Below are 13,163 nucleotides of genomic sequence, written 5' to 3'. Positions count from 1 at the left end.
TTTTTCTGTCTAGTTAATTGTAGCCTATCCAGGGGTTTATTCAAGAGGATAAGTACAATCAATGTATAAGGTTCCAATACAAACCAAAGTCCAAAAGATGTGCGTAACCTTATCGGGTAGATCAGGCGAGTAAAAGAGGAAAGTTAGTTGTTTTACCCTGGGAGGTCTCACGAACGATTGAGGAGTCCCCTAATAAGAAAATCGGTCGAAAAAGGTTTATCGTGAGAAGTCAGCTGAAGTCATAGTAGTGAAAGTTTTTTTTCATGAAGGACTGAACAACTTATAGTGTTTCTACACCACGAATGCACGAAAGATAGAGTTCTGAATGTGTTAATGATGAAGGTATGAGCGTATCTCAAAGAATAGTCAATAGAGGACAGTCTTTCGCCACGTGAAAGGAAGGGAGAAACGAGTATGGAACTTTTAGAACAAATCCTGAGTAATCAGAACATGAACCAAGCCTACAAACGCGTTTACCGTAATAAAGGGACAAGTGGAGTGGATGGTGTTACGGTTGAAGAGTTGAAGTCCTATCTTCGGGAACACAAAGAAGAGCTTCGCTCTCAAATTCGCCAACGTAAATATAAGCCACAACCAGCTTTACGAGCTGAAATCCCAAAAGAAAATGGAAAAATGCGTCAATTAGGTATTCCCACAGTAGTGGATAGGGTTATCCAACAAGCGATTAGTCAAATTCTCACCCCGCTGTTTGAAAAACAATTCAGTGAGTATAGTTATGGTTTTCGACCAAATCGCAGTTGTGAACTGGCGATTATCCAAGTTTTGGACTATATGAACAACGGATATGATTGGTTAGTGGATATTGACTTAGAACGTTTTTTTGATACCGTCCATCATGACAAACTGATGCGAATTATCTCACACACAGTAGAAGATGGCGATGTGATTTCTCTTATTCGCAAGTATCTGGTAAGTGGTGTAATGAAGAATGGAAACTATGAAGACACCCCTATCGGTACGCCGCAAGGCGGGAATCTTAGCCCACTGTTGAGTAACATTATGTTAAATGAGCTAGATAGAGAACTAGAATCAAGAGGTCTCCATTTTGTTCGCTACGCAGATGATAGTCTTATTTTTGTCAAAAGCGAGAAATCAGCGAAGCGGGTATTACAGTCTGTCACGGCGTTTATTGAAAAGAAATTGGGATTGATTGTCAACGCAGAAAAAAGCAAGATAAGTCGTCCGAATCAAACGAAATTCTTAGGTTTTGGCTTTTACTATGATCGTCAGGCAAAGAATTATCAACCAAAACCACATAAGAAATCCATCCAGAAATTTCAGCGAAAACTCCGCCAGCTCACTAAGAGAAACAGAAGTATTTCTCTCGATGAACGAATAAAGAAACTCAAAGAAGTCGTTTATGGGTGGGTAAACTATTTTCGCAAAGCGAAAATGAAAGGAAAACTCACAGAAATAGATGCAAAACTTCGTTCAAGAATACGAGTGATTATCTGGAAACAGTGGAAGAATAATAAGAAGAGAATTCGATCCTTGGTTCAGTTAGGGATACCAGAAGAAGAGGCAAAAGGCTTAACGTACTGTCGAAAAGGGTACCGGTTTATTGGATTATCCAAAGTTGTTCATAGAGCGTTATCTACTAAACGACTAAAGCAAAGAGGAATCCCCTTTGCTTTAGATTATTATCTAAACGTACATACTGAAATATAAGTTGAACCGCCGTATGCCGAACGGCTTGTACGGTGGTGTGAGAGGGGCGGAGAGTTAGTTAACTTTCCCCTCTACTCGATTGCCCAAAGGACAAGTGGAATAATCCTTTAAATAATTCACAGGCACGGTATCCATCACCACTTTAGCTAGAAACTATAGAAAATCACCTCAAACTATGATAGGCTGTTTAGTGATAATGATTTGGGGAGGAAAAGTGATGACAAGCTATTTAATAGTGGGCAGCGGGTTGTTCGGTGCCGTTTTTGCCAGCCAGATGGCAGCCAAAGGTCACCAAGTAACCGTACTGGAAAAACGTCCGCATATTGCCGGAAATATTTATACTAAAGAAACTGAGGGCATCCAGGTTCATCAATATGGCGCCCATATTTTCCATACATCCAACAAAAAAATCTGGGACTTTATTAATCAATACGCAGAATTTAACCGATTTACCAATGCACCCGTTGCTTTAAGTAAAGGCAAGCTGTACAATCTGCCTTTTAATATGAATACCTTTTATGCTCTATGGGGATTGAAGACACCTCAGGAAGTGAAAGAAAAAATTGCCCAGCAAAGTCGACTTTCCCACAATCAGGAACCGCAAAACCTGGAAGAACAAGCCATTTCGTTAGTCGGGCAGGATATCTACGAAACCTTAATTAAAGAATATACAGAAAAACAATGGGGCAAACCGTGTTCAGAGCTGCCGGCGTTTATTATCCGGCGCCTGCCAGTACGCTTGACCTTCGACAATAATTACTTTAACGATTTGTACCAAGGAATTCCTGTTGGCGGTTATACTCAGATTGTTGAAAAAATGCTGGATCATCCAAATATCCAGCTTCAGCTAAACACTGATTTCATGGAGCAAAAGGAGCAGTGGCTGGCAGATTACGAAAAGGTCATCTATACCGGTATGATTGATGAATATTACGACTATTGCTATGGCGAGTTAGAGTATCGCTCGCTGGCTTTTGAACACGAAACGCTGGAAACTGACAATTTTCAGGGAAATGCTGTGGTGAATTACATTGACAAGACGACTCCTTACACGCGGATTATTGAGCATAAGCATTTTGAGTTCGGTACCCAAGAGCGGACCATCGTTACTAAAGAATACCCCAAGGCTTGGAAAAAAGGAGACGAACCTTATTATCCGGTCAATAACGATCAAAATCAGCAGACCTATCAGCAGTACAAACAGTTGGCAGATCAAGATGGACACGTGATTTTTGGTGGGCGTTTGGGCATGTATCGTTATTTTGATATGCATCAGGTGATCGATGAGGCACTAAGCCTTGCTTCAAAAGAGTCATAAAAAAGCAGCCAGCGAATTCGCTGGCTGTTTCTATTAGGAGATCGGCAATAAGACCTTTAAAGAGAACCAATTGTTTTCGTGGCTAATAGTCATGGTGCCATCGTATTTGTTGGCAATATAGGAAATGCTTTTTATCCCATATCCGTGGTATTCCTTGTCATCCTTAGTGGTTTTTGGCAGACCATCTTCAAAAGACAATCGATCTTCACTGTAATTGTTTAGCAAGAACAGCAAAAAGCCGGCCTTTTTTTCTACCCGTAAATGGATCAATCGTTTGTCTGTATCAACATTTTTTAAAGTGGATTCAATTGCGTTGTCTAAGGCATTCCCCAGCAAGCTGCACAAATCCATCACTTCGATAAAATCCAACAATTTTCCGTCTACAATACAGGTAAAGGTGATCTTATTTTGAATACAAAAACTGTTTTTTCTAGTCAGTATGACATCCATAATCGCATTGCCGGTCTTAACGCTAGCCTGATAGTGTGTAATATCCTTTTTCAATTGGTTGACATACTCTTTTCGTTTAGCCGGATCCGGCTCCATTTCAATAATATCCAATTGATGCTTTAAATCATGAAATTTCTGGCTGACCAGCGCATTGCTTTCTTTGAAGGCTTCGTACTGCTCATATTGCGACTGCAAGACATTGTTAATCGAGGAAAGCTCCTTTCTTAAATAGATATCGTACCGCATACCTTCTTGAATGTACAAAATCAATAATCCACACAGATTAATGAAGGTACGAAAGATAAAAATCGATTGCCCATCGCCGGCAGCTAGAAAGGCTTGTGAAAACATGAATCCCATGTTGCTGACGGTAAAGATGATAATTGCCGAAAGAGCGGCAATAACTACCTCTCTTTTTTTGATGTTCTTTAAGACAATCTGGTGGGGACTTCTTTTTTCAAAAATGTAGTACAGCAGGGACAAAAGTATGTACATCATAAGCATGAATCCCAAGCGTACCGCTACATGCTCCGTTGTTCTTAAAAACAGAACGCAAAACAGCTGCCAGGAGACAGAAGCAATAAACTCAGCAAAGATGAAGGCTTCGCACAAGTTGTAAAAGTAACTGAATTTAGAAATATCTACAGTCAGATAAAGAGTTAGCAGCATCCACAAAACATTCAGGATCATTCCTGGAATCCAAAACAGCAACGGCCAGGTACCAACGATTAATTGCAGAATAATTTGGCCTGCTCCCATGAAGGGCAGAATTAATAAAGCGTTCTGCTTCCAGATTTGTCTGTCAAATTGAAGAATGATAAAGATACAAGCCACCCACTCAGCGATTGCCGTGTAAAAGCGTGGAATGTTCGGCAGCAGCTCGTTCACTTAGATTCCTCCATTTCCTAAATAATTCGTTAAAGCAGTCATGAAATCCTTCTTGCGGGGACGGCTGATTCGCAGATCAAACCTGCCGACATGTGCGGTGCTGCCATCGACTGCTTTCACATGCTTTAAATTAACTAAATAACAATTATTGCAGCGGAAGAAGTTCTTTGGCTTTAATTCGCTTTCAAAATTTTTCATTGAACCAAGTAGAGAATAGACTTGATCGTTAGTGTAAAAATACAAATAATGCCCTTCACATTCTACATAAATCAAATCCTCTAATAAAAGTTTTCGTATACCAGAGTTTGTTTTAATAGTAATGGTTTCGTCGGTCTTATTTGATAACTTTCCGACAATTTTTTTGAAATGTTCACTAAAATTGAAATATGTTAAAGGCTTTAATAAAAAGTCATCGGCATTCACCGCATACCCATCAATGGCAAATTGTACGTAATTTGTGAGAAAGACAATCGCAACATCGGGATCAATTGCTCGGATTTTTTTTGCAGTCGTCATCCCATCAATGATCGGCATTTCAACATCGAAATAAATAACATCGAAATCCCCTTTGTATTGCTCAATAATCTCAATTCCATCATTAAAGGCAGTGATGCTGACAGGTAAATTGTTTTCAGCCGTATACCTCTCAACTAGTGATATAAAACAGTTTTGTTGTTGAATGTCATCTTCTACGATGGCAATCTTCATAAGAATTATCCTCCCCGAGATTTCAATCTACTTCCACTTATTATAATTAATGTTGCTTTTAAAGCAAGGTCGTTTTTTAGAATTCCACATTTGGAAGGGTGAAATAGCAGGTTATGAATAAAAAGTGTCAAAGTATGAAGAAACTAGTTATTACCGCTTCCTTTGATGGTAAATTGATTGCATAAATTGAAAAGGTGAGTAAGATGCTGAAGAATAAAAAAATTATTGACACTCTCACGTTGGAACAAAAGGCCTCGCTAATGTCAGGCAAGAACACGTGGGAATCCCAAGATATTCCAGAAGTAGTACCAGCGATTTTTATGTCTGACGGTCCTCATGGTCTAAGAAAGCAAGTGGGAGAAGCTGATCATTTAGGATTGAATGCCAGCTTGCCGGCCACCTGTTTTCCTACAGCGGCTACCTTAGCCAACAGCTGGGATGAGGAGCTGGTCTATCAAGTTGGCACCTGTATTGGTGAAGAGGCCAAGGCTTTAGGTGTAAATGTCGTTTTAGGACCTGGCTTGAATATTAAACGGAATCCTAAGTGCGGCAGAAATTTTGAATACTACAGCGAAGATCCGTATTTAGCAGGGAAACTGGCTGCATCAAGTATTCGAGGGATTCAGGCCAATGGGACAATCGCAAGTCCTAAGCACTTTGCAGCGAATAGTCAGGAATACCGCCGCATGGCTTCAGATTCAATTGTGGATGAGCGGACGCTGAGAGAAATTTATACCACCAACTTTGAAATTGCAGTAAAAGAAGGCCAGCCTAAGTCCATCATGTCTTCCTACAACTTAGTGAATGGGAAGTATGCCAATGAAGATTCGTATCTACTAAGAGATATTCTGAAGGAAGAATGGGGCTTTGAAGGCTTTGTTGTTTCAGATTGGGGCGGCGATAACGACCACACAGCAGGTGTTAAAAACGGTAGTCATTTAGCAATGCCGACTTTGGGTAAAAACGGCACGCTGGAATTAGTGGAGGCTGTAGAAAAGGGCGAACTAGACGAAGCGGTTTTAGATCAGCGGGTAGATGAATTGTTATCGGTCATTCATACAGTGGATGTTTCGCCCGCTGATGAAACGATTGATTGGCAGAAGCATCATGAAGTGGCAAAGAAAGCTGCCATGGAAAGTATTGTCATGCTGAAAAATGAAGCAAGTATTTTGCCCTTAGCACCAGATAAAAAAGTGGCTGTTATCGGAGATTTCGCTCAAACGCCTCGCTATCAGGGTGCTGGGTCCTCTGTAGTGAATGCGAAGAATTTGGAAACAACCTTAGACGTTATTGGAGAATATCCGTTGACCGTTGCTGGCTTTGCTCAGGGATATGAGCGTGGCGGAAAAAGCAATGATCAATTAGTCAATGAAGCTCTTGAGCTAGCGGAAAAGAGCGATGTAATTTTGCTTTATGCCGGCTTAGACGAAATTTTGGAAAGCGAAGGAATGGATCGCTCAACCATTGACATGCCGAAAAATCAATTGGCCTTGATTCAAGAATTAGCGGCTGTCGGAAAACCCATCGTGGTTGCTTTGTCGGCGGGTTCTGTTGTGGAATGCTCCTGGGAAAATAAAGTGCAAGGGATTTTGCATGGCTACCTTGGAGGCGAGGCTGGAGCCAGCGCCATGCTGGAAGTGCTTTGCGGTCGTCATAATCCTAGCGGTAAGCTCAATGAAACCTATCCGCTTTCTTATCAGGATGTGCCTTTTGGCAAGGAATTTCCATCGAAGGGAAGACACGTCTACTACAAGGAAGGACTATTTGTAGGCTATCGTTACTACGATACAGCCCAAAAAGCTGTGCGCTATCCCTTTGGCTATGGCTTAAGCTACTCACGTTTCCAATACAGTGAACTGCAGATTACCAAGTCAGGTGTAAAGGCAGTCATCACCAATATTGGTGAAAAAGCCGGAGCAGAAATTGTTCAATTGTACATTGGCAAGACTGATTCACCATTAGTAAGACCCGCCAAAGAGCTGAAGGGATTCACTAAAGTCTTTTTACAACCGAAAGAAAGCCAAACCATCGAACTTACCTTTGATGACAAAAGTTTTCGCTATTACGATGTTCACAGCAGATCGTGGAAAACTGAGTCTGGAGAATACACCATCATGCTGGCAAGTTCAGCCCAAGATATTCGTTTAGAAGGCAAGTTGTTAGTTCCTGGAACAGAACCTGAAATCTCTGAGCTGCTACCAAAATATCAGACCGCAACTCTTGAAGAGGTTGCTTTGAATGATTTTGAAGAATTATACGGCCAAAAGGTTCCTCAAGAAGAAGGCAATGGTCAACGTCAGTTGAATCGAACAAGTATCATTGCTGAAATGAGTCAGGCAAAGAATCCTTTGGCTCGTTTGGTACACCGCATTATTCGAGTACTGCTGAAAAGAAGTGAAAAGAAAGGCAAGCCGGATCTGAATCTGCTATTTATTTCCAATATGCCGTTTCGAGCAATTGCTAAAATGACGAATGGAATGGTCAGCTTAGCTATGGTTGATGAAATGCTGGTAATGGTTAACGGTCACTTTTTCAAAGGCTTTGCGGGGTTAATCAAGCAATTTTTCCGCAATCGCAAGCTTAAAAAATCAACAGGAGGAAGCATATGAAGCAAAGTCAATCCAGCAATAAGCTGGTGCAAATCGTCAAAAAATTCAAATACGAGCATCCAGATGTCTATGAATTCATTTTATTCAACATCATGAGCAATGTTGCCACGATCACTAATTTTATAGTGCTCTGGCTTGGTACCGGAATCATTTTTTCAGGATTGGGCAACATTCCCTTTCATTGGTTTATCTTTCATTACGGAACCCAGCAAGGCGGTTTAGGCGGATTTTTAAGCTTTCTGCTTGCTTATATTTGTGCTCAAATTGTCAACTTTATCGTTCAGCGCAAGGTAGTCTTTTCTGCCACCGTTGACGTGAAAAAGGTATTGCCTTGGTATATTGCTACAGTTACAGTAGCCGGACTGATCTCCGTTTGGCTGCCGCCATACGTGATTGCTCAATTGTCACCGTACATTGGAAACTTCGCACCAACAGTTGCAAATATTGTCAACATTGTTATTCAAGTTCTGATAAACTATCCAATGATGAAATTTAAAATAATGAAGAAAGAAAATGAATCATGAAAATACTAAGTCTAATCGTTCCCTGCTATAACTCGGCAAATTATATGGAACGGTGCATTAATTCCTTATTGTTAGGAAAAGAAGCCGTTGAAATTATCATTGTCAATGACGGATCACAGGATCGCACAGCAGAAATTGCCGATCATTATGCGAATTATTTTCCGGAAACCATCAAAGCTGTTCATCAGGAAAACGGCGGGCACGGTCAGGCGATCAACGCAGGTCTCGAACATGCTACCGGATACTATATCAAGGTAGTGGACAGTGATGATTGGCTAGATGCCAATGCCTATCAGCAGGTTTTGCAAAAGCTGACGGAAACAGTCGCCAATGGCTGCCTGATTGACATGCTCATCAGCAATTATGTGTATGAAAAGCAAGGGGTAAAGAACAAGAAGGTGATTTCTTATGAATCCTTTTTGCCTGTTGACCAAGGGTTTTCTTGGGAGGATGTTCGTTTTCCACTTGGGAAATATTTGCTGATGCACTCGGTGATTTATCGTTCTAGTATTTTAAAGGAACTGGCTTTGAAACTGCCTCAGCATACGTTTTACGTGGATAACCTGTACATTTTTCAGCCGCTGCCGTTAGTGAAACAGATGCATTACTTAAATGTGGATTTGTATCGCTATTTTATCGGCCGAGAAGATCAATCGGTCAATGAACAAGTAATGATTCAGCGAATTGATCAGCAGCTGGCGGTCAATAAGCGAATGGTGGCATTCTATTCAGATACAGAGGTGGAAGACGAGAGTCTGTTGAAATATATGCAGCGGTATGTCGAAATTATTACCACGGTTTCTTCGATCTTTTTGATTAAAGAAGGCTCACCAGACAGTATGCAGAAAAAGCAGGAATTATGGGAATTTATCAAGGAAAGTGACCCGGTATTATATAGAAGATTGCGAAGAGGATTATTTGGTTTAGGGGTCAATCTTCCAGGTAAGCTGGGACGTAAAACGGCGATTGGTGCTTATCAGATCGCCAAACGGGTTTATGGGTTTAACTAAGGTTCACTACTTGCTTTCAGCTGTTTAACAAGAGCTGAAAGCAAGTTATGAATAAATAGCAACAAGATATGAATGAGTTGTTTCATTGTTCAATTCCGTTGCTATACTATGCATTGTAAAGGGTTACATATGTTTTTCATGCTGAGATAAACCGGTGTATCTTAGCGAGGAGAAACGATGGGTATCGGCTTTGCAAGTTAATTTTCAGAATATGGAAGGGGATACAAATTGAAAAAGTATGGTAAAATACTCATACCTCTGGTGATTGTTTTAGCAATTGCCGGTATAGCAGCATTCTATTTAAACAAACTAAGCCAAGACGGCGTACTGAATATGGCCGATGTTTATGCCACCATTAAGAAGGTTTCGGTCTACTTCATCCCTGCTGTCGTTTTACTTGTACTTATAATTATCGCTTTAATTGTCTTTCGAAACAAAGAATGGAAATTCAAATTCTGGCTTAAAGGTGAATCGCTGGTTGCAATGCTGATTGCTATTATGATCACAGTAAACGCGATTGTCTTCGGCCCAATGGCAAACTTGTTTAACTTAAATTATGCGAGTTTAGACAGCGTCAGTGCAGCTACGTTGAAGAAAAATGGCGAACTGACTGAAGAAATTGCCAACGAAGGCACAGTGCTGTTAAAAAATACAGACAATTACCTTCCACTGGCTGAAAACACGAAAAATTTGAATGTTTTTGGTTGGGCTTCCACGAATCCTGTGTATGGCGGGACTGGATCAGGAAATGTGGATACAAGCAATGCAACGACTATTTTAAGTGGCTTGCAGGATGCAGGCTTTAAGCTGAATGATCAATTGTCAGATTTTTATACAGACTATCGTAAGGATCGTCCAGTAGTTGGTATGTTGGAGCAGGACTGGACCCTAGTAGAACCTAAACGAAGCGATTATTCTGAACAATTAATTGATGATGCCAAGGACTTCTCCAATACGGCAGTAGTGGTTATTTCGCGTGTCGGTGGCGAAGGGGCAGATTTGCCAACGGATATGAAGGCTAAAGGCATTACTTACAAAGGAAATGAAGGCGACTTTGAAGAAGGCGACCATTATCTGGAATTAACGAAAACAGAAAAAGACATGGTTGATTTAGTCACTGAGAATTTCGAAGATGTTGTTGTGCTGATTAATTCATCCAATGCGATGGAGCTTGGTTGGTTAAATGACTATGACAATATCAAAGGGGCTTTATGGATGGCTGGACCTGGTGCGACTGGTTTTTCAGCCTTAGGAAATATCTTAAATGGTTCTGTTAACCCATCAGGTAAAACCGTTGATACCTTTGTTTATGATCTTAAAGCAACACCAACTTGGAACAACTTTGGTGATTTCGCTTACGACGACAGCAAATACAAATTTGTGGATTATGTAGAGAATATTTATGTTGGCTATAAGTTCTACGAAACCTATTACCAAGAGGATCAAGAAGGCTACTCGAAGGCAGTTCAATACCCATTAGGCTATGGTTTAAGCTACACAACCTTTGAACAAAAAATGGGCGACTTAAAAACGAAAAGTGACGGAACCATTGAATTTGATGTAACAGTACGCAATACTGGTGATGTTGCTGGTAAAGATGTTGTTCAAGTGTACTTCACACCACCATATAAAAACGGTGGAATTGAGAAAGCAGCCACTAACGTTTTAACCTTTGAAAAAACGAAGGAATTAAAACCTGGGGAAAGCCAAACACTAACGGTTTCCTTTAACCAAGAGGACATGGCTTCCTATGATAATCAAACTGCTAAGGCGTATGTGTTGGAAGAAGGCGAGTATACGCTTGCATTGAAAGCTAATTCTCACGAAACATTGGATAGTAAAGCCTATACTTTAGGGCGAACAATTACTTACAGTGGCGAAAACAAACGCAGTACCGATGGAATCGCAGCAGAAAATCAATTTGCAGATTTTACTACAGGCGAAGTGGATTATTTGAGCCGTAAGGATGCGTTCTCCAACTATGAATCAACAACTGCAAAACCTGAAAGCCGTCCATTGACTGATTTAGAAAAGGAAGGCTTAACTAACGCAGAGGATTACAAAATTGAAAATGATGACAAAGATAAAATGCCGAAAACAGGTGTATCAAATGGGATGGAGTTAAATGATTTAGCTGGCTTGGATTACGAGGATAAAAAATGGGACAAGCTGCTGGATCAAATGACTGTGAGGGACATGAGCAATTTGATCACGTACGGTGGTTACCAAACCGTTGCCGCTAAATCAGTCGGCAAATTACAAACCTATGACTTTGATGGACCAGCTGGGATCAGCAGCTTCTTTGTACAAGCAAAGGGAACAGCCTTCCCAACGGCAACGATGATTGCTGCAACCTGGAACAAAGAATTGGCGAAGGATCGTGGAGAAGCGGTCGGTGAAGAAGCAGCTGAGATTGGTATTTCTGGCTGGTACGGTCCAGCGATGAATATTCATAGAAGTGCGTTTTCTGGGCGAAACTTTGAGTATTATTCAGAAGATGGCGTTGTTTCTGGTGTCATGGCGGCTAACGAAATTGCCGGAGCAAAATCTAAAGGCGTCTATTCTTACATGAAACACTTTGCCTTGAATGACCAAGAAACGAATCGGACGGATTTACTGTTAACTTGGTCAACTGAACAAGCGATTCGGGAAGTTTATCTGAAACCATTTGAAATGGCGGTGAAGGACGGCGGAGCGAATGCTGCAATGTCAGCCTTTAACTATATTGGGAATCAATGGGCTGGTGGATGTTCAGCTTTGCTGAATACAGTCTTACGAGAAGAATGGGGCTTTAACGGATTTGTCTTAACGGATTACTTTGGCGGCTACGGCTACATGGATGCGGATAAAGCCATCCGTAACGGCAATGATATGATGCTGTCAACTACGGGTGAAACAGGAGCAGGTCTGGACGATACAGAAAGTGCAACAGCTGTTAAAGCGATGCGAACAGCAGCGCATAATATTTTGTACACAGTAGTGAACAGTCGTGAATATGAAAATTACGAATCTGCCTCTAAATGGATGCCTTGGCAGCAAACCGTAATTAAAATCAATATTGCTGTAGGAGCAGCTATTGTAGCCGTTCAAGCATTGATTATTTACTTGTATAGAAGAAAAGCACGCAAAACGATTGGCTAAATCAAAATAAGGGCTCTTTGTCAACTAGTGTTGGTAAAGTGAAATCAATAGAACATGGCAAGCGGCTAGACAACTTTTCTGTCTAGTCGCTTGTTTGACTTTGGTTTTAATTTCCGGCTCTTTGTCAATAAGGACTGATGAGTTGTGTAAAATCAAATCTGGGTCAGAATGAACCACATTCTGGCTCAGATTTTTTTGTTATCTTACATTGATTAATTGATTGATCAAAAAGATTCTAATTCTCATGTTCTCGAATGATTTAAATCCGTAGGATACTCGTTTCATTGTCTTTATGTGGGTATTCTTCGCTTCTATTTTTCCATTGGAATAAGGATAGATCATTGCGTTGGTGATGCCTTCTTCATGGGTAAGAAGGTTTTGAAGCTTTTCTCGAAAGCCGTCATCTAACGTTTCGGGAAGTTCTGCCAATAAGGAGAAAAATAAGTCAGGGTCTTTGTCTCGAAAGGCTTCAACTAATTCATGAAAAAAGGGATACGCCTCCTTTAGGGGCGCAGAAAACTCAAGCAATCGATCAATCATCATTGCTTCAGTAAGAAATGGGTATTTTGGCGCTCGGAAACTTTTCCATGTTTTGTATTCATAATGGTTGATGTTTGCACGATTTTTTAGCAAAAAGCGCCAGTTCTTTTTCAGTTTTTCTGCTTGGCTTTTCTGTCCTGCTTTACGAAGTTCATTCATTTCACGGATACGCAACTCATTGAACGCTTGATTCATGTGTTTGACGGTTCTGTTGCAAAGTTTTAAATCTACCTTATTTGATAGTAGATTTAAAACGGTTCTGTTGCAAAGTTTTAAATAAAGAATA

Annotated in this window: 8 protein-coding genes and 1 pseudogene; 6 read left to right on the top strand and 3 right to left on the bottom strand. The window is 40.7% G+C overall.

Features of this window, described 5'->3' with window-relative positions; all coding sequences use genetic code 11:
• Positions 1–414 precede the first annotated feature (414 nt).
• Positions 415–1,689, top strand: a complete 1,275-nt coding sequence (gene ltrA, locus RV17_RS12610) for a group II intron reverse transcriptase/maturase (RefSeq protein WP_071869405.1) — start codon at positions 415–417, stop codon at positions 1,687–1,689.
• 217 nt (positions 1,690–1,906) lie between these two features.
• Entirely contained in the window at positions 1,907–3,007 is a 1,101-nt protein-coding gene (gene glf, locus RV17_RS12605; protein WP_071869404.1) for a UDP-galactopyranose mutase, read from the top strand.
• A gap of 33 nt (positions 3,008–3,040) precedes the next feature.
• Here glf and RV17_RS12600 read toward each other — a convergent pair whose 3' ends face one another.
• Both RV17_RS12600 and RV17_RS12595 read right to left on the bottom strand, forming a co-directional pair.
• Positions 3,041–4,345: a sensor histidine kinase gene (locus tag RV17_RS12600; RefSeq protein WP_186807810.1), complete on the bottom strand. Its 1,305-nt coding sequence runs from the start codon at positions 4,343–4,345 to the stop codon at positions 3,041–3,043.
• Positions 4,346–5,053 carry a LytR/AlgR family response regulator transcription factor gene (locus tag RV17_RS12595; protein ID WP_071869403.1) on the bottom strand — a complete coding sequence of 236 codons (708 nt, stop codon included), beginning with the start codon at positions 5,051–5,053 and terminating at the stop codon, positions 4,346–4,348.
• A 203-nt stretch (positions 5,054–5,256) separates the two neighbouring features.
• Between RV17_RS12595 and RV17_RS12590 the strand changes: the two genes are divergently transcribed.
• The 4 genes from RV17_RS12590 (at position 5,257) to RV17_RS12575 (ending at position 12,337) form a co-directional block, all read left to right on the top strand.
• Entirely contained in the window at positions 5,257–7,662 is a 2,406-nt protein-coding gene (locus RV17_RS12590) for a glycoside hydrolase family 3 C-terminal domain-containing protein (protein WP_143139945.1), read from the top strand.
• Positions 7,659–8,186, top strand: a complete 528-nt coding sequence (locus RV17_RS12585) for a GtrA family protein (RefSeq protein ID WP_071869402.1) — start codon at positions 7,659–7,661, stop codon at positions 8,184–8,186. Before RV17_RS12590 ends, RV17_RS12585 begins: the two co-directional genes overlap by 4 nt.
• On the top strand, positions 8,183–9,196 hold the full coding sequence (locus RV17_RS12580; RefSeq protein ID WP_071869401.1) for a glycosyltransferase family 2 protein: 1,014 nt from the start codon (positions 8,183–8,185) through the stop codon (positions 9,194–9,196). The genes RV17_RS12585 and RV17_RS12580 overlap by 4 nt, the downstream gene beginning before the upstream one ends.
• A 228-nt stretch (positions 9,197–9,424) precedes the next feature.
• Entirely contained in the window at positions 9,425–12,337 is a 2,913-nt protein-coding gene (locus RV17_RS12575) for a glycoside hydrolase family 3 protein (RefSeq protein WP_071869400.1), read from the top strand.
• A 198-nt stretch (positions 12,338–12,535) separates the two neighbouring features.
• On the opposite strand, the pseudogene RV17_RS12570 reads toward RV17_RS12575, so the two are convergent.
• Positions 12,536–13,081, bottom strand: a pseudogene (locus RV17_RS12570) (ISL3-like element ISEfa11 family transposase); the annotation flags it as partial.
• Between the last annotated feature and the right edge of the window lie 82 nt (positions 13,082–13,163).

This window comes from Enterococcus thailandicus, assembly GCF_001886265.1.
Lineage (GTDB): Bacteria > Bacillota > Bacilli > Lactobacillales > Enterococcaceae > Enterococcus_B > Enterococcus_B thailandicus.
Note: the sequence above shows the minus strand (reverse complement) of the source record. Positions and strands in the feature narration are given on the sequence as shown.